The 23,555-nt window shown below is 51.4% G+C and carries 23 protein-coding genes and 1 pseudogene; 10 read left to right on the forward strand and 14 right to left on the reverse strand.

Features of this window, described 5'->3' with window-relative positions:
• Window positions 1-56 precede the first annotated feature (56 nt).
• The 3 genes from ACH5Y9_RS02820 to ACH5Y9_RS02830 form a co-directional block, all read right to left on the reverse strand.
• Window positions 57-1,595, reverse strand: coding sequence for a TolC family protein (locus ACH5Y9_RS02820; protein ID WP_445368442.1), 1,539 nt, complete (start codon window positions 1,593-1,595; stop codon window positions 57-59).
• A gap of 219 nt (window positions 1,596-1,814) precedes the next feature.
• A complete protein-coding gene (gene ftsH, locus ACH5Y9_RS02825; RefSeq protein WP_445368443.1) occupies window positions 1,815-3,710 on the reverse strand; it encodes an ATP-dependent zinc metalloprotease FtsH in 1,896 nt (631 codons plus the stop codon).
• Between the two features lie 435 nt (window positions 3,711-4,145).
• Window positions 4,146-4,532, reverse strand: a complete 387-nt coding sequence (locus tag ACH5Y9_RS02830) for a hypothetical protein (RefSeq protein ID WP_101055002.1) — start codon at window positions 4,530-4,532, stop codon at window positions 4,146-4,148.
• A 445-nt stretch (window positions 4,533-4,977) separates the two neighbouring features.
• Between ACH5Y9_RS02830 and ACH5Y9_RS02835 the strand changes: the two genes are divergently transcribed.
• From ACH5Y9_RS02835 to ACH5Y9_RS02855, 5 genes are all read left to right on the forward strand, one after another.
• On the forward strand, window positions 4,978-5,379 hold the full coding sequence (locus tag ACH5Y9_RS02835) for a hypothetical protein (RefSeq protein WP_445368444.1): 402 nt from the start codon (window positions 4,978-4,980) through the stop codon (window positions 5,377-5,379).
• 365 nt (window positions 5,380-5,744) lie between these two features.
• Window positions 5,745-7,247 (forward strand): hypothetical protein, encoded by a 1,503-nt coding sequence (locus ACH5Y9_RS02840; RefSeq protein WP_445368445.1) that lies wholly within the window; start codon window positions 5,745-5,747, stop codon window positions 7,245-7,247.
• A 515-nt stretch (window positions 7,248-7,762) separates the two neighbouring features.
• The gene (locus ACH5Y9_RS02845; RefSeq protein ID WP_205450818.1) at window positions 7,763-8,491 is read left to right on the forward strand and encodes a VPLPA-CTERM sorting domain-containing protein; all 729 of its coding nucleotides are present in this window, start codon (window positions 7,763-7,765) and stop codon (window positions 8,489-8,491) included.
• Window positions 8,492-8,784: 293 nt separating this feature from the next.
• Window positions 8,785-9,783, forward strand: coding sequence for a sulfate ABC transporter substrate-binding protein (locus ACH5Y9_RS02850; RefSeq protein WP_445368446.1), 999 nt, complete (start codon window positions 8,785-8,787; stop codon window positions 9,781-9,783).
• Between the two features lie 28 nt (window positions 9,784-9,811).
• Window positions 9,812-10,714, forward strand: a complete 903-nt coding sequence (locus tag ACH5Y9_RS02855) for an EAL domain-containing protein (protein ID WP_445368447.1) — start codon at window positions 9,812-9,814, stop codon at window positions 10,712-10,714.
• A 134-nt stretch (window positions 10,715-10,848) separates the two neighbouring features.
• Here ACH5Y9_RS02855 and ACH5Y9_RS02860 read toward each other — a convergent pair whose 3' ends face one another.
• Genes ACH5Y9_RS02860 through def form a run of 4 tightly spaced genes read right to left on the reverse strand, consistent with a single transcriptional unit; the run spans window position 10,849 to window position 13,492 of the window.
• Entirely contained in the window at window positions 10,849-11,187 is a 339-nt protein-coding gene (locus ACH5Y9_RS02860) for a DUF2845 domain-containing protein (protein ID WP_101055009.1), read from the reverse strand.
• Window positions 11,187-12,020, reverse strand: coding sequence for a quinoprotein dehydrogenase-associated SoxYZ-like carrier (locus tag ACH5Y9_RS02865; RefSeq protein ID WP_445368448.1), 834 nt, complete (start codon window positions 12,018-12,020; stop codon window positions 11,187-11,189). The genes ACH5Y9_RS02860 and ACH5Y9_RS02865 overlap by 1 nt, the downstream gene beginning before the upstream one ends.
• Window positions 12,021-12,038: 18 nt before the next feature.
• Window positions 12,039-12,953, reverse strand: a complete 915-nt coding sequence (locus tag ACH5Y9_RS02870) for a quinoprotein relay system zinc metallohydrolase 2 (protein ID WP_445368449.1) — start codon at window positions 12,951-12,953, stop codon at window positions 12,039-12,041.
• 11 nt (window positions 12,954-12,964) lie between these two features.
• The gene (def, locus tag ACH5Y9_RS02875; RefSeq protein WP_445368450.1) at window positions 12,965-13,492 is read right to left on the reverse strand and encodes a peptide deformylase; all 528 of its coding nucleotides are present in this window, start codon (window positions 13,490-13,492) and stop codon (window positions 12,965-12,967) included.
• Window positions 13,493-13,690: 198 nt separating this feature from the next.
• Between def and ACH5Y9_RS02880 the strand changes: the two genes are divergently transcribed.
• Complete coding sequence (locus ACH5Y9_RS02880; protein ID WP_445368451.1) at window positions 13,691-14,035, forward strand: HvfA family oxazolone/thioamide-modified RiPP metallophore; 345 nt, start codon at window positions 13,691-13,693, stop codon at window positions 14,033-14,035.
• A gap of 51 nt (window positions 14,036-14,086) precedes the next feature.
• Here ACH5Y9_RS02880 and ACH5Y9_RS02885 read toward each other — a convergent pair whose 3' ends face one another.
• The 5 genes from ACH5Y9_RS02885 to ACH5Y9_RS02905 form a co-directional block, all read right to left on the reverse strand.
• Entirely contained in the window at window positions 14,087-14,410 is a 324-nt protein-coding gene (locus ACH5Y9_RS02885; RefSeq protein WP_033155458.1) for a HesB/IscA family protein, read from the reverse strand.
• A 15-nt stretch (window positions 14,411-14,425) separates the two neighbouring features.
• Window positions 14,426-15,529 carry a cysteine desulfurase family protein gene (locus tag ACH5Y9_RS02890; RefSeq protein WP_445368452.1) on the reverse strand — a complete coding sequence of 368 codons (1,104 nt, stop codon included), beginning with the start codon at window positions 15,527-15,529 and terminating at the stop codon, window positions 14,426-14,428.
• A complete protein-coding gene (iscR, locus tag ACH5Y9_RS02895) occupies window positions 15,529-16,014 on the reverse strand; it encodes a Fe-S cluster assembly transcriptional regulator IscR (protein WP_033155456.1) in 486 nt (161 codons plus the stop codon). Before iscR ends, ACH5Y9_RS02890 begins: the two co-directional genes overlap by 1 nt.
• 284 nt (window positions 16,015-16,298) lie before the next feature.
• Window positions 16,299-17,051, reverse strand: coding sequence for a serine O-acetyltransferase (gene cysE, locus ACH5Y9_RS02900; protein ID WP_171696016.1), 753 nt, complete (start codon window positions 17,049-17,051; stop codon window positions 16,299-16,301).
• A gap of 4 nt (window positions 17,052-17,055) precedes the next feature.
• Window positions 17,056-17,781 carry an RNA methyltransferase gene (locus ACH5Y9_RS02905; RefSeq protein ID WP_445368453.1) on the reverse strand — a complete coding sequence of 242 codons (726 nt, stop codon included), beginning with the start codon at window positions 17,779-17,781 and terminating at the stop codon, window positions 17,056-17,058.
• Window positions 17,782-17,871: 90 nt separating this feature from the next.
• On the opposite strand from ACH5Y9_RS02905, the gene ACH5Y9_RS02910 reads away from it, so the two are divergent.
• The 3 genes from ACH5Y9_RS02910 (at window position 17,872) to ACH5Y9_RS02920 (ending at window position 20,614) form a co-directional block, all read left to right on the forward strand.
• Window positions 17,872-18,666, forward strand: a complete 795-nt coding sequence (locus ACH5Y9_RS02910) for an inositol monophosphatase family protein (protein WP_445368454.1) — start codon at window positions 17,872-17,874, stop codon at window positions 18,664-18,666.
• An 86-nt stretch (window positions 18,667-18,752) separates the two neighbouring features.
• Entirely contained in the window at window positions 18,753-19,661 is a 909-nt protein-coding gene (locus ACH5Y9_RS02915; RefSeq protein WP_101055021.1) for an NAD(P)-dependent methylenetetrahydromethanopterin dehydrogenase, read from the forward strand.
• A gap of 47 nt (window positions 19,662-19,708) precedes the next feature.
• On the forward strand, window positions 19,709-20,614 hold the full coding sequence (locus tag ACH5Y9_RS02920; RefSeq protein WP_445368455.1) for an NAD(P)-dependent methylenetetrahydromethanopterin dehydrogenase: 906 nt from the start codon (window positions 19,709-19,711) through the stop codon (window positions 20,612-20,614).
• A gap of 43 nt (window positions 20,615-20,657) precedes the next feature.
• On the opposite strand, the gene ACH5Y9_RS02925 is transcribed toward ACH5Y9_RS02920, so the two are convergent.
• On the reverse strand, window positions 20,658-21,296 hold the full coding sequence (locus ACH5Y9_RS02925) for a response regulator (RefSeq protein WP_033155451.1): 639 nt from the start codon (window positions 21,294-21,296) through the stop codon (window positions 20,658-20,660).
• Between the two features lie 163 nt (window positions 21,297-21,459).
• On the opposite strand from ACH5Y9_RS02925, the pseudogene ACH5Y9_RS02930 reads away from it, so the two are divergent.
• Window positions 21,460-23,170: pseudogene (locus ACH5Y9_RS02930) on the forward strand (proline--tRNA ligase).
• Between the two features lie 70 nt (window positions 23,171-23,240).
• On the opposite strand, the gene ACH5Y9_RS02935 reads toward ACH5Y9_RS02930, so the two are convergent.
• Entirely contained in the window at window positions 23,241-23,411 is a 171-nt protein-coding gene (locus ACH5Y9_RS02935; protein ID WP_084153209.1) for a rubredoxin, read from the reverse strand.
• Window positions 23,412-23,555 lie beyond the last annotated feature (144 nt).

The raw sequence follows: 23,555 nt of genomic DNA on the forward strand, positions 1-23,555 counted from the left end.
CCATCCCGGAGCATGGGTTTGCCGTTATCGGCTATGTTGTCATGAAAGACGGCCGTTTAAGGCTCATTTGACACGTCCTGGTTTTGCTTGCCTGACACATAAACCAGCGTCGCGGCGGCACGCAATAAGCCCGCCCGACTGTCGATTTCGGTAAAGCGGGCGCGCGCCAGATCTTTTTGCGCCGACAACAGTTCGATTACCGTCGAAAAGCCGTGTGTATAGGATTCCTGGGTGGCGGCATAGGACTCTTCGGCGGCTTTCAACAGCGCCAAGGCAAACTCGCGTTTTTCCAGCGCGGTTTTGGTGTCGGCGTAGGCTTTCCAGATGTCGCGCATGATTTCCAGACGTAAGGCCTCCAACTGGGCTTGGGATGCCGACCGTTTGGCCTCGGCTTCCCGTATCGCATTGCTGCGTTCAAAACCGTCGAACAAGGTCCATTCCACATTCAACATGGCCGTATCGACCATGGCGTTGGCGGAATAATTCTCTCCGCCGCTCGGCTTAGTATGTACGTCGCCCCAGTATTGATTACCGACCATGCCGCGTAGCGATATTTTCGGCCAGAATTCCGCTCTGGCTTTTTTAACTTCCGCTTCGCGGGCGCGCAATTCGGCGAGGCGCGCCAGCAAATCGGGTCGCTGTTCCAAGGCCTGATCGACGATTTTTTCCACCGATTGCGCCAGTTCGGCGGGTAAGGGCAGCTGGCTGAGGTCAACCAGCTGCAGGCTATATGCCGGCGAAATACCCAAATTATTGGTCAAATCGGCCCTTGCCTGAGTCACCGAGCCGCGCGCATCTTGCAAGTCATAACTGGATTTTGCCTGCTCTTGCAAGGCCAGCAACAAGTCGGGCTTGGTGGCTAGGCCTTGTTTGAGTTTGGCTTGTACCGAGTCGGCGTTGGTTTTGGCCGACTCGAACGTTTGCTGCGCCGCCGTCACCTTGGCCAAGGCGGCCTGATAAACAAAAAAACTGCTGGCCACCCGATAGGCAATTTCCTGGTGTTTACGGTCGAAGGCAAAATTCGCCGCGCTCAGACGCTCCGTACCGGCATCGACCAGTGCCTCCCGGCGCCCGAAATCGAATAAGGTCCATGCCAAATCCAGACTGGCGAACGCCGCGTAACCGTTGCTGACCAGCGCGCTGCCGGGGATGGGAAAGCTGCTGGTAAAATGTTGGCCAAAGGCCATTGCCGTTAGCGTTGGATACCAGGTACTGCGATTTCTTTCCAGACGCGCGGCGGCGGCTTTCGCTTCCTCCCAGCTAATCTGGGTTTCCGGATGGGTGCGTAAGGCCAAATCCACCAACGCCGGCAAATCGTAGGTTTGTTGGGTATCGATTCCGGCGTCCACAGCGCTGGGGCTGGATGTATCGGGTGCTGGCGGCCGGTTTTGGGCTTGATAAGCGCGCCAAGACACAGCCGACTGGGCGGGGACTGGCGGAGTGTTTTCTGCATGCGGTAGCGGCGTCGGCACGCTGCAGGCTGTCAACACTGTCAATGCTGCAATCGCCGCGTTGCGATAGCTTGGCGCTAAGTACGCCAATAGTGCCGAACTGGAAACGAATTTTTTCAAGCGTTTATTGGGTTGTCGAATCACTCTAATTTGGAAAAAATCCCCTGGCCATTGCTGTATCCTTTAAACCCGACTCTATCATTTATTGGGTGCCGGCGAGAAACAGTTCATTTGTTTAGTTAAGTTTTATAAAGTCGTCGCACGTCAAATTTCGGCTTTTTAATCCCTCGCTCACCCCCTGCCGGCGGGGAGGGAGAGAATCTGCCGAAATTTGCTGTGCGAAGGGTATGTCAGATCTTGAGATCACGACAAAGCCGGTATTTTGCCGATAGGAGCTACCGTTTCAGTCGTCGGCCTGGGCAATTTGCCGTTGTCGGAGTGCCGTTTTGCCGGCTGGGTTGCCTTGGGCGGTGCGATCTTGCGGCCCTGCATTAATTCGTCGATCTGATATTTGTCCAGCGTCTCCCAATCCAGCAAGGCTTGCGCCATATTGTGCAGAATATCCATATGCGATTTCAGGATGGCTTCGGCGCGTCTGTAGTTATTCGCCAGGGTTTGTCTGATTTCATGATCGATCAGGCGGGCCATTTGCTCGGACATCGGTTTGGTTGAACCCATAAATCCGCTGTCGTTGTCGCCGCAATCCATGGGGCCCAGGCGATCAGATAAGCCCCACTTGGTCACCATATTCCGGGCCAATTGAGTAGCACGCTGAATGTCGTTGGAGGCGCCGGTGGTGACTTTGTTTTTGCCGTAAATTAAAGCCTCGGCAATCCGACCGCCGAACAGGCTGGAAATTTGGCCCTCCAGTTTATCTTTGCAGGCACTGTATTGGTCGTGTTCCGGCAGAAACATGGTAATGCCCAGCGCGCCGCCGCGCGGCATGATACTGACTTTATAAACCGGGTCGTGTTCCGGCATCAAACGGCCGACGATGGCGTGGCCGGCTTCATGGTAAGCCGTCATCAGCAAATCCTCGCGACTCATGATCATGGTGCGTTTCTCGGCACCCATGATGGCTTTGTCGCGGGCGCTGTCCAGGTTGTGCATCGTCACTTCCCGCTGGTTGTTACGGGCAGCGAACAAGGCGCCTTCGTTAATTAGATTGGCCAGTTCGGCGCCCGAAAAACCCGGTGTGCCGCGCGCTAGGTCGGTGATATTCACATCGTCCGCCAAGGGAACGCGGGTGGCGTGGACTTTGAGAATTTGTTCGCGGCCTTTGATGTCGGGCAAGCCGATTTGCACTTGGCGATCAAAACGGCCCGGCCTCAGCAAAGCCTTGTCCAGCACATCGACACGGTTGGTTGCTGCAATGACGATGATGCCTTCGTTGCCGCTGAAGCCGTCCATTTCCACTAATAACTGGTTAAGAGTTTGTTCGCGTTCTTCGCCGCCGCCGATATTACCGCCGCTACTGCGCTGGCGACCGACGGCGTCGATTTCATCGATAAAGATAATGCAGGGCGCGCGCTTTTTAGCTTGCTCAAACATATCTCTTACCCGGGAGGCGCCGACACCGACGAACATTTCCACGAAGTCGGAACCCGAGATGGAAAAGAACGGTACGCCAGCCTCGCCGGCAATCGCTCGAGCCAGTAGGGTTTTACCGGTACCGGGAGGGCCCACCATCAACACACCGCGCGGAATTTTACCCCCCAAAGCTTCGTATTTGCCCGGATCTTTCAGGAAATCGACCATTTCAGCCACGTCCTGTTTGGCTTCCTCGGCGCCGGCCACATCATTGAAACGTATCTTAACTTGATCTTCGGTCATCAATTTGGCCCGACTTTTACCAAAGCCGTTTTGCGCGCCGGCACCCTGTTGCTGCTTACGCATGAAATAGATCAATACCCCGATCAGCAGCAAAGTGGGGGCCCAAGAGAATAACAGTTGCGTCAGGGTGGACTGCGTCTCAGGCCGCTCGACTTTGATCTTGACGTCATATTCCAAAAGATCGTCTATGATCCGCGCATCACCAGGGTTGTAAGTGGCAAAGCGGGTGCCGTTATGGCGGCGGCCGTCGATGGATCTGCCGTCGATCACTACTTCGGCAACGGATTTGCTGCGCACATCCTTGATGAAATCGGAATAGGAAATGTCGTTTTGCGAATTGTAGGAAGACAGCCTGGGATTGAATACCGCGAACATCAAGATAGCAATGCCAACGGTTATGGATAGAGCGATGAAGAGCTTTTTCATGATTGCGATCTCCTGTTTAGGATGCAAGGTTCAAGTGATACGCTTCGGCAAGACTTGGGTTGGTGCACGGACGTTTGCCGCATCGAGCCAGGCGAGAATAGAGAACCCTGGTTCGACATAAAAAAATCAGCAACTTTTGCGCCATTAATTCGATATAAAAAAGACCCGCATCACCGCTTCGCCAGTTGGCGAACAAGTTAACTGTCACGTTTTTCTTTTCGGAGGTAAGAAAACGCTTGGTCCATAGGTCCAAGGCCGACGCACGCGCATCAAATGCGCCGGCGTTATCCGCAATGCGGGTCGTAAATGGCAGTCTTTACATACAGCTTGAGCCCTACAATGCTCTAGCCTGTGTCCAATTTGTACACAAAACGCCCCGATTTTGTGCGCCGCTCGGCCCTTTGAGGCGTGGCTCAACCGGCGGTTTTACGCGGCTTAATGGCTGGAAATATAAAGCGTGTGCATTTCCTCGTAGCGACTTAAAGCGTCTTTCAAGGATTCGCCGGCCAACTGCAAATCGCCGCCGCGGGCTGCTTTCCATGCGGTATTCAGGCGTTTGCCGGCATGCTGGCGTTTGACTTCGAGATCGTTGTTCTCGATGTCTTTTTGCTGTTGCTTGGCATGGCTGACCAGCTCGGCTACGGTTTCTTTGTCTGCGCCGTTTTCTACTGCGGAGATGGACGCTTTGACTTTGGAAATGGTGCTTTCCAGAGCGGCTCTTACTTCTTCGTGGCTAAAAGTCGCCGCGGAGACCGGAAAACTCAGCGCGCTGATAAGTGAGATTGCGATAGAGAAAGTTATGAATTTTTTGCATGACATCATGATGTTAGCCTCGGTAAACCAGAAAAAATAAATCGATAGCGGCTTGCGCCTCGGCACTTCAGGATCAAAACGAACTTATGTTTCGAAAGCTTCGTTTCAATTGATAGTGTGGGTAAAGTCTATCAGACTATGGTTCTTATTAGAACTTAATTTGTTTTCATAAGAACTATATGTGTGCTTTTCGTCACACTTTTTATTGACCCAGACCTTAAATATTGTTCGGGCTGAGTGTGTCGAAGGACGCGCGGCATAAGGCTTTGAAGCGCTCAGTCCGAACGGTGTACCCGTGTTAAATAGGGCCGGGTTTATAATTGAGTATGTATAAGCTTGCCAGCCGTAAAGGGGGCGCTGGCGTTTGCTTGATTGAATTGAACGCCAGCAATGTGCGGTTTTATTGGTAAGCTAAGGGCATAACTATTCTTATAACCACGCCTCGGAGAAAATAATGATCACGCTATTAAAAATTGCCGCCGCCACTTTGTTGAGTTTGAGCGGCACTGCGGCACATGCCTACGGCAGCAGCCAGAGTTCTCAGCACTGCGATAAACCGGTGTTTTCGGAGTTTCAGCCGGCAACCAATAAATATTTGCAATCGTTCAGCGAGTTTTCGTTGATGGCTTCCGCGAACACCACACTGACATCGGTGGTGGTTAACGTGAGTGCCGGCGAAACCAAATACCATTTCACCTCAAAGCAACTGCAAATTACCCAACAACCTAGCGGCCGCTTGGAGATAAAGGGCAAAGTGGATAGACCTATAGAGGGTGGATTTGCGCGCTTGAGTATTACCGCCCACAGCAAACCCGGTTGTGAAAAAACCGACGGCTATCTGATTCGCATTCATTAATCGCTAATTAATTCGGCCGTCAAACATCGTCGCTCCCGCGCAGGCGGGAGTCCCATTCTTCATGCGGCCGCCGCAATTTCCAAGGTTAGGAATAATCTACACCGGGCATTCAGAGCCTTCCCTTCCGGAATGCTGTAATCACCAAAATCAACGAACAACGCGCATCCGGCAAGACTTGGTATCTGGTCTATAGTTGCGATTGACCGGCATATCCAGTGCTGGGACGTTAGATGCGCACAGTGTGGTGCCTCATTCCGGTATCGCCACGAGTCGGACGGCCAGTTTTATCCCGCTTGCTGCGCGGTAATTTTCGGAACGACCGGATAGCGTTGACCGCAGTTCAAGCGATTAAAAGGGGGATAACAATGACTAAAAAGCCTGGGTTTTATCTGTTTCCGATGTTGTTTTTCACATCCGCTGCCGCCGCTGATTACAAAGCCGACATCGGCTATCAAGCCTTGCTCACGCAATTAGGTGCAAACACGCCGACCGGCGCTGGTGTCAATGTGGTTCACGCCGAAGCGTCATTAGTCGAATCGCGGGATCACTCGGATTACCCCATCTATGCGCCGAATATTCGTAACACCCAATTCGCCGGTAAGACGTTCAGTTTTCCGGGAAAAAAAGCCAGTACCGCACCATCGGGACATGCTGACAGCGTTGGTGCCAGATTTTACGGTAAGGATTCCATTGCCAACGGCATCGGCAACATCGCCAGTTATGATGCCAACGCCTGGATCGATAGTCTGATTAGTCCAACGGCCTTGGCTCCCTTCAACGCCAGTCGGATTGCCAACCATAGCTGGGTCGGCAAAGGCGATACCGTGCCGGAAACGGCGATGATTCTGCGTTTGGTTGATAGACAGGTGCAGCGCAACCAATTCATCCAGGTGGTTGGTATGAACAATGGCCTTAGCGATTCGCCCTTATTGGGCAGTGCTTACAATGCAATTGCGGTGGGGCGCACGGACGGTAGGCAGGATAGAGGATCCGATGCGGTCGACTCGTTATATATATCGGGGCGGACGCGCCCCGATTTAGTGGCGCCGCAAACCACCACTAGCGGAGCCACACCCATAGTAGCCGCTGCTGCCGCGTTATTAGTTGAGACCGGCCACAAGGGTGGGGCTAATTTATCGCAGGGATCGATTAATATTGAGGGCGTGGGAACCGTTTACAACGCTGAACGCGCCGAAACCGTTAAAGCTGCGTTGCTGGCCGGTGCCGACAGAGCGACGCAGAATACTTCAACCACGGACAACATCGTCGACTATCGCCGCAGCGGGTATCAAACACTGAACGGCCTGGATGATAGATTCGGTGCCGGCCAACTGAATATTTTGCATAGTTACCAAATCATCGCTGGTGGCGAACAAGATAGCCTGGAAGATGGCGGTGCTGCAAACAGCATCGGCTTGGCTGGATTCGATGTCGATACGGCGTTCGGCGGCTTGGCTAGTAATAGTTTGGCGACATACAAATTCGCCGCCGCAACGGCTTTGAATTTGCAGGCGTCTTTGGTTTGGAACCTTGGGGTATCGAACGATCTGAATCTAACAACCACTTTATACGATTTGAATCTGGAGTTATTCGACGCCACGGCGCAAAACATCGCCGCTTTCTCGGCGAGCAGCGCCGACAACAGCGAGAACCTGTGGCTTAGATTGGTCACCGGTCATGACTACGAATTGCGGGTCAAATCCGGCGAAGCCAGTCCGTTCAGCTGGGATTATGCGTTGGCCTGGCATATGAGCCCGCTGCAATCGGCACCGGTGCCTTTGCCGGGGGCGCTTTCCCTGTTTCTTTCCGTACTCGGCGGGTTTGGCTGGCTGGTGCGCGGGAAACGATGTAATACCGAAGTTTTCTGATTGAATGAACCTCTGCCCAAGCAGTTTTCATCAGCGGCTGCGCTCCCTCTCTTCGCCTTATTCAGTAAACCCTTAGAATACCGGGTTCCGCTATTCCCGCGTTGGCGGTAGCGACGATATTTGAGGGCCGGGTTAATAAGCGGCTTCAGTTAAACCAGAATATCCGTCATGCCTATACAGATACCCAAAGGGGCTAAATTGTGGCAAATAACTTTGTGCGTAAGTTATTTCACGGAAAATTCACCGCGCATTAATACTGGTCATCTACGTATCTTTCTGTATTTAAACAAAAATGTTTTGTGGTCTGAATATTGTATAGGGATCGCCGTGCTTAGCCATAGGCGTGGAAACGGCTAACACGATGAAGGACTTCCAATGTTTCTATAGGCGACTTAGCAAACTAAGTACGCCGCGGCCTACCTGCTTTCAAAGACGTGGGAACGGCGAATTTTTAGAGGCTCCTAAAATCAAGATCCCTACGCGCTCTAACTTCAATCAACATAAAGGTTGTAATCGTGAATAAACTAATAAAATCAATCGGTGTCGCCGGATTGGCGGGGTGTGCGCTCTTTGCCGAGGCCCAAGCAAATACACTGCAAGTGTCAGGCACCATTTATAAAGTAAGCGGCGGCACTACTTACGATACTTGGAAGATCAATATGCTTAGCGGCGGTACATTCAAAGTTGATGTGTTGGCTTATGAGGCTACGCAAAAGCAAACATCCACCGCCGGTTATCAGGAAGTCGACCTGAACAACGACGGTGAAATTACTTTTCTGGATCCGGATACTTATATCTACCGGGATGACGGCTTGCTGGATGCCGGCGACATGTTGGCGCGTTGCGACGATTCCGATGGCAATCACTGCCCCGATAGCAGCAATCAGCCGATTTTGACAAATACCGACGGTTCGGCGGATGGTTCGCTTTTCTTACGTGATCCGGCGTTTAACGTCACCTTGCAAGCCGGTAATTATTTATACCTGGTGGCCGATTACACCTTATCGACCAGTGAAGCCGTCGCCGGTATCAATACTAACGATAACTTGACCTTGCCGACCGGGCTTCCCGCCCGCGATCATGGCGATTATCGGCTGACCTTAAGTTCCGATACGCTAAATTTTTCCTTGGTGGGCAATACCATCACTGTCTCGCAAGTGCCTATTCCCGGCGCTGTATGGCTATTCGGCAGCGCGCTGGCCGGATTGGCGACGGTAGGGCGGCGTAAGATAGCTGGGGTTTGACCTTGCTCATCGGCGGGAGGCTTGGGCTTCCCGCTGCTTTTTGTTCTGGTATGGCACCAGCCGGCGAACGCCTAATCGCCGCTTTGCCGGAATTTTCCTGAAAACCTTGGTTTACGGCGAACCTGTCCATGCGTCAGGGTTGCCTGTATCCGGAATTAAATATCGCAATATAAGATATTTAATTCTAATTATATCGTTTTTGTTGGTTATCGGCTTTGCGTAGCATAAGCCCCGTGGTCAACCAACATTCAGCTTGCCGCAAGCAGATCGATAACTTTTTTTCAGGAGCACCCATGAGATTCACCCATACCTTCAAGCCCTTACTCTTCGGCATCGCCCTGGCCCTAAGCGGCAATGCGCTGGCCGAACGCACCCTGCTGAACGTGTCATACGACCCGACCCGCGAGTTGTATAAAGAATATAACCAACTGTTTACCCAATACTGGAAAACCAAAACCGGCGAAGACGTCAGTGTCCAGCAATCACACGGAGGCGGCGGTAAGCAAACCCGCGCCGTGATCGACGGCCTGGAAGCCGACGTAGTGACCTTGGCCCTGTCCGGCGACATCGATCAAATTCACGAGAAAGCCAATCTGTTACCGAAAGACTGGCAAAGCAAACTGCCCAACAACAGCCTGCCGTACACCTCGACTATCGTGTTCCTGGTGCGCAAGGGCAATCCCAAAGCTATCAAAAACTGGGACGATTTAATTAAGGACGGCGTCTCCGTCGTCACCCCCAACCCGAAAACCTCCGGCGGTGCCCGCTACAACTACCTGGCGGCCTGGGCGTTCGCGGAAAAGAAAAACGGCAGCAAGGACGCCGCCAAGGCTTTCGTGGAGAAGCTGTTTAAAAACGTGCCGGTACTCGACTCCGGTGCGCGCGGCTCCACCACTACTTTTGCCGAACGGGAAATCGGCGACGTGTTGATCACCTGGGAAAACGAAGCGTATTTGGTGCTCAAAGAATTCGGCGCCGATAAGTTCGAAGTCGTCACCCCGCCGTTCAGCATCCTGGCCGAACCGCCGGTCGCGGTGATCGAAGCAGTGGCGAAAAAGAATGGTAACCAGGATCTGGCGATCGAATACCTGAAATATCTATACACCAAAGAAGCCCAAGAGATTATCGCCAAAAATTTCTACCGGCCCACCGACAAAGACATCGCAGCTAAATACGCCAAACAATTCCCGACTTTGGAATTGGTTAGCGTAGGTCAATTGGGTGGCTGGGGCTTGATTCAAAAAGAACACTTCGACGATAACGGCGTGTTTGACAAAATTTACGGGCGCTAAGAACGTTTAGGCAGAGGAGGGTGTAGCCATGGTGGAAAATACCATCGAATTGCTCCGTGACGATCTGGAACGGGCCTTGTATCTCGATCTGGACGAATTCAAACTGGAAATCGAGCAACAGGAAGTACTGAGCCGGTTCATTGGCCTGAAATTGCGCAGCGAGTTTCAACCGATATTCGATGCCGGCAAATCCCAGGGATTGCTTGGCTACGAAGCCTTGCTGCGCACCTCCACCGGCTTGGAAGCCGTGGATCCGGATTTTGCGTTTAGTTGGGCGGATAACCAAGGCAAATTGGTGAAGCTGGATAGGGTGGCTAGAACCCTGCACATGCTGAATTATCTGAATCTGCCGGCGGACAAGGGCTTGCTGTTTTTAAACGTGCACCCCAAATTGCTGGTTAGCGTGAATACGCACGGCAAGGTGTTCGAACACATTCTGCATCTGCATTCGGTGCCGACTACCAGGGTGGTGCTGGAGATCATGGAAAATGCGGTGGAGGCCGATCAGCAGTTGCTGGAAGCGGTGGACAATTACCGCGACCGCGGCTTCCAGGTGGCTATCGATAACTTCGGCAGCCGGCATTCCAATTTGGACCGGTTGTGGCGCTTATCGCCCAGCTTTGTGAAACTGGATTTAAGCATCATCCATCAAGCGCAAACCGATGCCAAGATTCGCCGGGTGCTGCCGAAATTAATCGAAATCATCCAGGCCCTGGGCGCGCAAGCGATTATCGAAGGCATTGAAAACGAGGTGCAACTGGATATTGCCTTGGATGCCGGCGGCAAATTACTGCAAGGTTATTTCCTGGGAAGGCCGGCGGCGGCTGGGTATTGGCAAAAACCCAGGCTGGCGGTGCAAGAGAATCTGTTAATGCCCGGTGCGCCGATGCATTTCGGCAGTTTCAGCGTCCCGGCTCAGCACGGTATGTAGTGTGTAGCGACTGCAAGATAGTTTGATGGTTTACCGAAAACTCGGTGAGATGTGCTCTCCTGTGGCAATCCTGCTAACCCCGCCTTTTCGGCGGGGGCTTTTTTGGTTTAGGTCAGGGTTGAAAACCTTGCGCTTTAGTATCCGTAACTCAAATTGCTGATTTTTTTCAACTCGCCATCTTCAAACTCTAGCAGCTGCTGAAACTTGCGCGGCCCAAAGTTGTAAATCCATTCTTCGATCAGCACCTCTTCAAATTGATCTACCTCCAACGCGCCGTAGGGATGCCGTAAGCGGCTGCCGCGGATTGCTCTGCGCTGTTCGACCGAATCCGGTTCCCCGCATTTGTCCAAGACTTCGGCTTTATAATCACCCACCTGGACCAGTTTATGTCCGCAGCGCAGCGCAAGCGCATCGCCGGCAAATACCAGCATGCCCAATCCCAACAAAATGCCTCTGATTGGCGAACGGGTCATTAAGGGTTTACCGTGTAACTTTGCGAGTAGCTACCGCCTTTATTGCAAACGTTTCGGCTGGTGGGCGATTCACAGGATACATCGGTAAATTCGGCTTTTAACTCGCCGGCTTTATCCGGTACAAAGTAGAAGCGGAAATTAGGATCGGCGCTGATCGCAATATCGATTTTGGCGTTAAGCACGGGCTTGTCGTTAAAAGTCACTTTTAGTTGATCGATAAAGTGCGATTTTCGGATGAATCGGGTCATTTGATCCATCTGCATGCCCGTCAGGTTGGGGTGGCTGATCATCAATTGCGTCAAGGCCGGTTGGCCGCTTTGAATGCCGTCGTCAAGCCGAAACTTAACTTTGCCCAGCCGCTTCATGGCTTCATCCAGATCCGCACCAATCGGTGCCGAGCAGCCGCCACTGGCTTTGACAAATTTTTTGGTCATGCTGAACTTGCCGTCATTGGTTTCGGCAACCGCGCGAATATCGCTGTAGGTATTGACCCGTACACGCAGAGCCAAATCGGCTTTGCCGCTCTCAGGAAAGAACTCGAATTCACCGACAAATGGGAAGGGGTTTTTATCGACGAACAGCCAGATTTTTTTGATGTATTTATCTTTGCTTTGCGCAAATTTGCTGGTGACTTTAACCGGTACAATCGCCGGATCTTCTGCCCGATAAGGGGCATCCAATTCGATAACCGCATTGGATTCGTCGATATTTTTACCGGCGAAAAACTGGCTTTTCAAAACCGTGTTCCAGGTAATGTCGTCACCTTCGGCAACCGCGATGGCCGGCAAAATCATTAATCCCAGCAGAAAAATAGCGTTATAAGGTTTGTGCATGCTTTTAATCTCCTTTGTTTAATCTTCCCATTCCAGCTCGGCAAACGCGATGGTCACGTTTTTGCGGTGGAATTGTTCAAATAGCTGCCAATTTTTTTTAGCAGGCAAGCCGACGGTATTCACGGCCTGCTCGAGGGGTTTGCCCTGTTTGATCATAGCCCTTACTTCGGTAGCCAGACTGTTCAAATAGGCTTTTTGCGGCTGCAGACTTGCCGGCCAATCTTTCACCAAATGCCCGTGGCCGGGCACCACTAATTTATAGTGATTTTTCTCCAAGCGAGCCATCTCTGACAACCAGCCTTTGATACTGCCGTCTATCACCGGGATATGCTCTAAAAACAACAGATCCGCTAGCCACATAGTATCGGTGGTCTTGTCGTAGACGCTTAAATCGTTATCGGTATGCGCACTGGGATGGGCGGTCAGCAGCAGTTCACGATTACCGATGTTCAGGGTCATGCTGTCATTCACCTCTATATCGGGCGGAATAATGTTGTCGTGATTAACTTGAATATCCAGCAATTCCGCCGCGCGACCGAGATAATGGTCGCCGCGCGTGGCCATGGCCCGCGCCAGCTTATGGTGGCCGACAAACTGCACGCCCGGTTCCTTGAAAGCGATATTGCCGTAGATATGGTCGGGATGCACATGGGTGTTGATCACATAGCAAACCGGTTTGGTGGTCACTTGCTTGATGGTATTTCGCAACGCGGCACCCTGCTGTGGACTGCCGCCGCTATCGATCACCGCTACGCAGCGCTCACCAACAATAAAGCCGATATTGGCAATTTCGCCGTGATTATCTCGATCCGGCCAATGATGCGCTGAGGTATGCAGATAGATGCCAGGCGCCACTTGGCTGAAAGACAACGGCGGCGCAGCCATACTGCTGTAACTGGTCAATAGGCCCATTAACAACAACACAAACTTCATTCAGTTGGCTCCTATGCGGCGATGCGTTTGAAAAATTCGGTTTCGGCGATAATATCTTGGTTATTTTCCACCCTATCCAGATAGACCAATCCCAATAGATGATCGAACTCGTGTTGGAAGACGCGGGCTGGAAAATCCTGCAAGGCCAAACGGTGGGGTTCACCTTGCTGATTTTGATATTGCACTTCGATAGCCCGGTATCGCGGCACCAGCGCCCGGATCCCCGGCACGCTTAAACAGCCTTCCCAGTCTTTATGCAATGAGTTATCGGCAATCTTAAAACTTGGATTGACCATCAGAATCGGCGGCATTTCCGGAGCATGGGGATAACGGGCTGTCGGCCGGGAAGCGATGATCAAAATTTGCCGGGAAGCACCCAATTGCGGGGCGGCTATGCCGACACCATTGGCCTCCAGCATGGTCTCATGCAAGGTTTCAATCAGCTTATGGAACTCCGGGCAGGCAAAGTCGTCAACAGGCTGCGCCTGCCGCCGCAATACCTCGGCTCCCAGTTGGGCAATCGGTGTTTTCGAAGTCATGGTTGTGCCGGATAGCGTATAGGCGGGTTGCGGAAATAAGTCGTTTCGGGCGAGAGTATACTGCCGATTGGTGTAATCTTCCTGCCTTTACTTTACAAGGCTTTTTTGTGATATTAACAACAGGCCAGTTGCCGGAAATGCAGGGCTCCGGTTGCAAACCGCTTATTAGAACAATTCGTTTTTTCCACAGGAGATAGTATGAAGAAAATCAACAAAACCCCGTTCGCTATTGCAATCGGCGCATCTCTGCTGCCAACGCTGGCGGGCAATTTTGCTCAAGCTGAAAGCAATCCGTTTGCGTTGTCTGAGTTGAGCTCAGGCTATATGCTGACTGCCGAAGCCAAACCTGAAGCGGGTGCCGATAAAATGAAGGACGGTTCTTGCGGCGAAGGCAAATGCGGTGCGGCTATGATGAAAAAAAGCACTGATAGCAAAGCCGCTACCGAAGGCAAGTGTGCTGGTAACAAACCGGCTGCTCCAGCCGCCGACAAAGCCGCTGACGGCAAAAAAATGGAAGGAAACTGCGGCGCTAATATGAAATAAGTGCCGATGACGCCGGCTTTATTGAGATTGCAAAGCCGGCGTTTTTATAAGCTAAACCGAAAAACTCTCCCCGCAACCGCAAGTCCCTTTTACATTGGGGTTGTTGAATTTAAAGGCCTCGTTAAAACCTTCCTTGGCATAATCCAGCTCAATGCCGCTCAATTTATCCAAATCAGCCTGTTTTACTAGCACTTTTACGTCGTGTTGATCGAATACCACCTCATCTGCTTCGGCCTGATCGGCATAATCCAACACATAGGCGTACCCGGAGCATCCTGAGGTTTTCACGCCCAATCTCAAGCCTAAGCCTGTGCCGCGCTTTTGTAACTGTTTTTGGATTTGCCGGGCGGCACTTTCGGTCACGGTAATAGCCATTGCTCATTCTCCTAATTAATTTGCTATCAATGTTTTTAACACATCGACGAATTGATCGATTTCGGTTTCTTGGTTGTCTTTACCCAAACTGACGCGGATAGCCGATTTAGCCAAAGAGGCTTCCACTCCCATAGCCGTCAACACCGGGCTGATTTCGCCGGACGATGCTGAACAGGCGGAGCCGCTGGAAACCGCGATATTGCGCTGATCCAACTGCATTAACAACATTTCGCCGTTAATGCCGGGAATACCAAACTGTACGGTATTCGGCAATCTTGGGGCGTGTTCGGCAAAGATCACCAAGCCCGGAATGGTGTGTAGAGCTTGCTCCAAACGCTTTCTCAGCGCCAGCATGCGAGCTTGTCTTGCGTCTATTTCTGTCTTAGCCAACTCGGCTGCTTTGCCAAAACCCACTATTGCCGCGACATTTTCTGTTCCGGCCCGCCAGCCATACTGCTGATCGCCACCGCGTAGCCAAGGCTTTAGAACAAAATCTTCTGCGACGACCAACGCCCCGCAGCCTTTTGGTCCGTATATTTTGTGGCTGGATAAACTCATCAATTTAGCGCCCAGCTTTCTGAACGAAAATGAGATTTTACCCAAGGCCTGGACGGCATCGGTATGCAGGTTGACTCCGCGTTCAGCCAAATGCTCGGCGATAACCGCAAGGTCTTGAACAACACCGGTTTCATTATTCGCCAACATTATCGACGCCAAGTCGCCGGCTTGCCAATTTGCTTTGTCCAGCGCGAGTAAGGGCATTCTTCCAGCGCCATCCACCTCAAGCGTTTGCAAGTCCCGAAAACACCGCCGGTAGTGCGCGGCGTTTTCGAAAATGGAGGGGTGTTCGATTGCAGAAATCGCCAGTCCGCGGTCGCGGGCGCTGGCTAGCGCCAAGGCATTTGCTTCAGTCCCGCCGCTAGTAAATACAATCTGCGCTCCTGATGCATCTATCAGCCCCGATATTTGCTCCCTGGCGGTGTCGATGGCGCTACGGGCTATGCGGCCAATCTTATACAAACTGGACGGATTGCCGTACATGCCATGCAAATAAGGCAACATGGCTTCCACCACTCGTTCGTCACAACGGGTGGTGGCGTTATGATCCAGATAGATCATTACGCGATGCGTTTTTCCTGCCTAGGTTGCATTTCGATGACATGTTCGACTTGTTTGCTCTGTCTTTTTGCCACGTCACTGACAAAATCGCGCTCCAGTAATTGTCCAAGACTAATTTCTTTTAAGTAAGCGCGAATTTGCTCGCTCAAGCCCATCCACAAATCGTGGGTCAGGCAAGGCTCATCGTTGTGGCAATTGGCCTTACCACCGCATTTGGTCGAATCGACAGGTTCGTCGACTGCTTCGATAATGTCGGCAATATTAATTTCCCGGGCGCTACGACTAAGTGTGTAACCGCCGCCGGGCCCTCTAACGCCTTTCACCATGCCGGCCTTGCGTAAACGAGCAAACAATTGTTCAAGATAAGACAAGGAGATGGTCTGCCGAGTCGCAATGTCAGTCAAAGTAACCGGGTTGGCTTGACTGTGAAAAGCCAAATCCAGCATCGCGGTGACCGCGTAACGCCCTTTTGTGGTAAGCCGCATTTCAAACCCCTTACAAACTAATGAAAATAATGCTGACTATAAATAAACCCAGTAATTTGGTCAAGTATTCAATCTTAAGTGGTTCTTGAGGTATTAAACACAGACAATCTGTAACACATATTTTTCAATTCTGAGGACAGATCAAGCGGATTACAGCTTGATCTCGTTGGGGATGGGGTTGAAATCTCGCGACTCTGCAAGAAGTTCAAAGCAAACGCTACTCAGTTTGAGTCACTCAGATGACAAGCGCTGGAGGGTTTGTTATCAGAAAATACCTGACAGCGTTATTGCTTATCCTTAATTTCACAATCATCCAAAGCCGACATGGCCTGGCGATGGCAATTAATGCCGGCATCGTTCAATACCTGTTGCATATCGGCTATTTGTTTATCGAGCTGATGGATATGGTCAAGCATCAGATTGATGGCATTGGCGATGGGATCCGGCATATCACCCGTGGCGCCGTATGCGTCGAAGCCCATTTTCTGTGCCATTGCATCGCGCCGGGCTTTTTCTTGTTTGGCTTTTGGGTCGACGATATGTGCGGGAATCCCAACTACCGTCACCCCCATGGGCACCGATTTTACTACTACCGAATTCGAACCGACTCTCGCGCCATCGCCGACCTCAATCGGTCCCAGCACCTTGGCCCCAGCTCCAATTACCACACCGTTGCCTAATGTCGGATGACGCTTGCCCTTGTTCCAACTGGTGCCGCCCAAGGTCACGCCATGGTATAGCGTGCAATCGTCCCCAATCACGGCAGTTTCACCTATCACTACACCCATGCCGTGGTCGATAAAGAACCGCCGGCCGATTTGGGCGCCGGGATGAATTTCGATACCGGTTAACCACCGGCCCAAGAACGATACATAACGACCGGCCCACCTAAAGCCACGCAACCATAACCAGTGGCTGCAACGGTGAATCAGTACGGCGTGAAAGCCAGGGTAGGTGGTTATCACTTCAAAAGCCGACTGCGCGGCCGGGTCGCGGGCAAATACGCAGTTAATATCTTCTTTGAGTCTGGCCAGCATGGGGTTATTTGCCGTTGTGATTTTGCGAGAAGCGCAGTATGCCCCTCAGGATATCCAGCTCCTTGGTATCAAGCTGGGTCCGATTAAAGATGCGCCGCAAGCGACGCATGATTGATTTAGAACGCTCCGGGTGCAGAAAACCAATATCCGCCATGGTCTGATGGAGATGCACATAAAAGGCTTCCATCTGTTCGGCTGTCGCCAGAGGTTCTTCACCCATATCGCCCACATTGCTGACCATTTCCTGGCCGGATGCGACGAATAGCTCGTAGCACACAACTTGCACTGCCGCCGCCAAGTTCAGCGAGCTATATTCTGTGTTGCACGGAATCCGCAACAAATAATGACATAAGTCCAATTCATGGTTTTTTAAACCGGAATTTTCCCGGCCGAACACCAAGGCGATATTTTGTTTCGGCAATGCACCCACCCATTTTTCGGCGGTTTGCCTGGCAGTCAAGCTTGGCCAGCTGATGGTTCTATCGCGTGCGCTGGAGCCCAATACCACCTGGCAATCGGCGATGGCATCTTGTAAAGAATCGAATACAGTTGCCGATCTAAGTACATCGTCGGCCCCGGATGCTCTGGCCGTGGCATCGGCATGCGGAAAGCTTTTTGGAGACACCAAGCGCAGTTGGTCCATCTGCATATTTTTCATAGCTCTAGCCACCGCACCGATGTTGCCGGGATGGGAAGTCTCCACTAAAACCACTTTAAAATGGGATAGCAATGCGCGGCCTCTGCGGCTAAAAAAGCAGCGATTCTAGCAAAATTTGCTATCCTATCCGAGTTTTCTAACTGCTCATTATCAATTCGATCTATGCACCCGATGCTTAATATTGCCGTCCGCGCAGCGCGGAACGCCGGCGACCTAATCCAACGCTCTTCACAAAATATCGAGAAACTCACTATCGATCAAAAAAGCCGTAATGACTACGCCTCCGAGGTTGATCGGGCCGCCGAGCAGGAAATTATCAAAGTCATTCGCGCAGCATTTCCCGACCATGGCATTCTGGCCGAAGAAAGCGGCGAACACAAAGGTAACGACTACATCTGGATAATTGACCCTTTGGATGGCACCACTAATTTTTTACACGGCTTTCCACAATATGCCGTGTCTATAGCGCTAAAAAACAAAAATAAACTAGAGTTGGGTGTGATTTACGACCCTAGCCGCGACGAACTCTTCACTGCCGAACGCGGCGGCGGCGCTATGTTGAACAATCGCAAAATCCGGGTCACCAAACAAAGCAGTATGCGCGGCGCCCTGATTGGCACGGGTTTTCCGTTTAAAACCATGGAAAACATCGAACCCTATTTGGGCATGTTTAAGGCCGTTTGTGCCGACTCAGCAGGTATCCGCCGCGCCGGAGCCGCCGCACTGGACATGGCTTATGTGGCCTGCGGTCGTTTGGATGCGTACTGGGAAATCGGCGTGAAGGAATGGGATATTGCTGCCGGCGTGTTGCTGGTGCAGGAAGCTGGTGGTGTCGCCACAGATTTTTCCTTTAATGACAAATACTTACAATCCGGCAATATCATTGTTGGTAACCCCAAGATGCATCAATTGATGTACCACGCTATCGAGCCACATGTGCCGGCGCGCTTAAAATAATGCGCAATTCGGCATTTAGCCTAAAATTGTTATCGTCTTGCCTTTTCTTTTATACTTACCGGCTAATCAAATTATAAGAGGCCATCATGGAAAAACCCTTTATCCTGCACATGCTGACTACAGCCAAGAACTTAAGCCCGTTCGACGTCAATATGGCGATGGACGCCGGCTGGATTTCAGCAATCCCCTACATCAATGTTGAACCCAGCGAAGTCAGGGGCTTGGTCCAAGATGCTATTTTTTCGCGCAGCCCGAAAGGCCTCTTGCGCACCGCCATCTTTATCGGTGGCCGGGAGACCAAGCAAGCAATGGATATGTTGAAAATGGCCAAGAATTCCATGGTCCCGCCTTTCGAAGTATCGGTATTCGCCGATCCTAGCGGTGCATTCACCACGGCAGCCGGCATGGTCGCAGCAGTTGAAAAAGAACTGGCTGAAAAATTCGACACCACGCTGGAAGGGAAAAATGTGATCGCCTTGGGCGGTACCGGTCCGGTCGGTCAAGCGGCTGCGGTGATTGCCGCTCAAGCGGGCGCTAAAGTCCGAATCATCGGCAGGCAACTCGATAAAGCCGAGCGCACCGCAGAGCTATGCAGCGAAGAATTTGGCGACGGCAAAATTACAGTGCTGGCAGGCGCCGACGCCGATAAGGCCGAATACATGAAAACCGCCGATGTAGTTTTTGCAACGGGTGCGGCCGGCATTGAATTGCTCAGCACAGAATTAATCTCCCAGGCTGCGCAATTGAAAGTAGCCGCTGATGTCAATGCGGTGCCGCCGGCCGGCATTGCCGGTGTGGATGCGTTCGATAACGGCAAACCGTTAGCCGGATCTACCAGCGGTGCGGTAGGCATAGGCGCGCTAGCGATAGGCAACATCAAATACCAAGCGCAAAGTCGTTTGCTGAAAAGAATGCTGGAAAGCGATCAACCGCTATTCTTACATTTCGAACACGCTTTTGAAGTCGCTCGCGAATTCATCAAATCGTCTAAGTAATTAGCTAAGCTCCCCAAAGTCTGCCTATCACAGAGGGTAAGGTAAAAATGGCAAAACGCAGCATACTTCACATGTTCGACCCGATGCCAAACAACAGTCCGTTTGACATTAACATGGCACTCGACGCAGGCTTTGATGTGCTGATGCCGTATTCCAACGTCAAATTGGAGACCATTCACAATTTGACCCAAGATGCGATTTTTTCGCGCAGTCCGTCGGCCAGTAAGAAAACCGCAATCTTTATCGGCGGCAGGGATATGGGCATGGCTATCGATATGTTGCAAGCCACCAAGCCGGCCATGGTGCCGCCGTTTGAGGTTTCAGTATTTGCCGATCCCAGCGGCGCTTGCACCACCGCAGCAGCTTTGGTGGCGTGCGTGGAAAAGGCGCTTAAACAACATCATGGTAAGGAATTGAAGGGCAGTAAGGCGGTAGTGTTCGGCGGCACCGGCCCGGTCGGCATCGCCACTGGCGTGATAGCCTCGTTGCAAGGCGCGGAAACAATCTTGGTGGATCATCTATCAATAGATTCCGCAAAAGACGCGGCCAAACAATACAGCCGGCGTTTTGGTGCCACCATGAGTGGCGGAGTTGCCCGCAATGACGAAGAAAAAGCCGCGTTAATAGCCGATGCAGACTTAGTATTCTGCACGGCAAAGGCCGGTATTCGAGTTATCAACGCCGCTGTTCTGGCGCAAGCCAAGCAGTTGAAAGTAGCCGGTGATGTCAATGCCGTACCGCCATCCGGTATAGAAGGCATAGAGTTAAATGATTTATCGGCACCATTAAACTTGGCGAATCAATCGACAAATGCGGTCGGTGTCGGTGCGCTGGCGATAGGTAATGTCAAGTATCAGTTGCAACATGAATTGTTGAAAATGATGCTGGAAGCGGAAAAACCGGTCTTTCTGGATTTTCGGGAAGCCTTCACCAAAGCCCGCACCTTGGTCTGACTACTCTAGGGATGTGTGGCAAACAACCCCGCATCCCTGTTTATTAAAGGGCATCAAGATAATTAAATTTGACTGCCAATCTGGTTAACTCTACATCGTTTTTTATATTCAATTTGCGATACAAGCGATAGCGGTAGGTATTGATGGTCTTGTCGCTCAGTTGCAAAGCCTCCGACATTTCCTGAATACTCCTGCCGCGTAAAATCAGACGTACCACTTCAGCCTCACGTTGGGAAAGCTGTAAAAAAGGCGAAACATCCGCGCCTGGCAAAAACTGAAAAGCCAAGTTACTGGCCACATCCTGGCACAAATAGCGCTTACCGGAAATTACCGATTTAATCGCCGCCACCATTTCGCTGACCGGCGAAGCCTTGGATACAAAGCCGACCACGCCTAGTTTCAGCAACTGTTGCGGTATGGGGCCGTCGTTGTGCACCGACAAAGCAATGATTTTAATCGACGGCTGCGATTGCAGTATGCGCCGGCACGCTTCAAACCCGCCTATGCCGGGCATATTAATGTCCATCAAAATGACATCGGGCGGCTCTTGTTCGACAATCCGCAAAGCCTCCTCGCCACAATTACAGACGGCGACCACCACAATATCCTTTTCAGCTGCCAACAAAGCTTCTATGCCGCTTCTGACAAGCTCATGATCATCAACCAGCAATACTTTAATCATAACTTCCTTTTTCTGGGGCTTATATCAGGTCAAGTTTCCCAAATTTCATCAACAACAGCAATGCTAAAAGTTAGTAGGATAGACCCAAATAGCGTCGTTGATTCGTGGTTTTGGCGTTTAGCCGTTAAAATAGCGGTTTTGATAAAACAACTTCAGGGCCAATATGCGCACTTCCCAATTTCCTCTTAGTACCGTCAAAGAAATACCGGCCGACGCCGAAATAGCCAGCCACAAACTCATGATACGCGCCGGCTTGATTCGCAAACTTGCCGCCGGCGTCTACACCTGGCTGCCGCTGGGTTTGCGGGTATTACGTAAAGTTGAACATATTGTAAGAGTGGAAATGAATAAAGCGGGTGGTCTGGAAGTACTGATGCCGGCTTTGCAACCTGCGGAGCTATGGCAGGAAACCGGACGTTGGGAGAAATACGGGCCGGAATTAGCACGGCTGAAAGATCGCCACGACCGCGAATTTTGTCTGGGTCCGACGCACGAAGAAATTATTACTGACCTTGCCCGTCATGAGTTGAAAAGCTACAAACAGTTGCCAGTAACGTATTACCAAATTCAGAGCAAATTCCGCGATGAAATTCGTCCGCGTTTCGGTGTGATGCGCTCGCGCGAATTTATCATGAAAGATGCTTACTCGTTCCATCTCGATCAGGAATCGTTACAGGCGACTTACAACGTAATGTATCAAGCCTACACCAATATTTTTAACCGCTTTGGTTTGAAATTCCGGGCAGTGATAGCCGATTCCGGCTCAATTGGCGGCGCGGTTTCCCATGAATTTCACGTACTTGCCGAATCCGGCGAAGATGCGATAGCTTTTTCCACCGCCAGCGATTATGCCGCGAATGTCGAAAAAGCCGAAGCTCTAATGCCTGAAGGGATACGCGCCGAGCCGACTCAAACTATGGTTTTGGTTGATACACCAAATCAGCATAGCATCGAAGACGTCAGCCGATTTTTTAAGGTCGATGCCAAACAGTGCCTGAAAACCTTGATTGTCAGAGGTGAGGACGCCAGTCTTGGTTGCCTTGCTGCTGCGGGGTGATCACGAATTAAACCCGATTAAAGCCGAAAAAATCGACGGTGTCCTGTCGCCACTGCAATTTGCCAGCGATGAAGAAATACTCGGCGCCTGCCACTGCAAACCCGGTTCGATAGGTCCTATCGACTTGAGCATCAAGATAGTTGCTGATCGCAGCGTGATTTTGATGTCCGACTTTATTTGCGGCGCCAACCAAGACGGCAAACATTATCAAGGCGTCAACTGGCAGCGCGACCTGGCCTTACCTGAGCACATTGCAGACTTGCGGATGGTAGTAGAAGGTGATGCTAGCCCGGACGGCAAGGGTCAAATCACGATTGCCCGAGGCATAGAAGTGGGTCACATTTTTCAGCTCGGCACAAAATACAGCGAAGCGATGAACGCCTCCATCATTAACGAAGCCGGTAAAAACCAGATCATGATCATGGGCTGCTATGGGATTGGTATCTCGCGGGTGGTTGCGGCGGCCATCGAACAAGGCCACGATGAGCGCGGCATTATCTGGCCCAATGAGCTGGCGCCATTTCAAGTCGCTATTTGCCCAATGAATATGCATAAGTCTGATCGTTTGATTGATACGGTCGAGAAAATCTATAAAGATTTAACGGATGCCGGCATCGAAGTGTTGCTGGACGATAGAAAGGTTCGAGCCGGATTCATGTTCTCGGATATGGAACTGATCGGCATTCCGCACCGGATCGTAATAGGCGACCGTGGCCTGGATAGCGGTACCGTCGAATATCAAGGTCGCATGGACAAAGAAAGCCAGAATGTTGAATTTGATAAACTCGTCGACTTTATTAAGAACAAACTCGCATAACTTTCGTCGGATTAATCAAACGAAAAAGGGCGCAAATTGCGCCCTTTTTATTGACTGCGTTAGACGCTTGTTAACGTACCAGAGTAAACATAGATTTTACCGCCCCGCATTTAGGGCAGCCCCAATCTTCTGGAACATCTTCCCAACGAGTGCCGGGGGCCACGCCGTTGCGGGGATCGCCCAACTGCTCGTCGTAAACGTGGCCGCAGGTTTTGCATTTGTATTTTCTATACTCTGCCATTGATAGATTCCTCGAATTGTAATCACGGTTTAAAGAAAGCCCGGCGATTGTAGCCGAAGCTTCGCTCACAAAAAACCACGAAGATTTGGAGGGGATTGTTAGGGTAATCTGAGAATTGTTTCGTCGGGCTTAGCTTGTCTTTTC

Source organism: Methylomonas sp. BW4-1 (assembly GCF_052474385.1).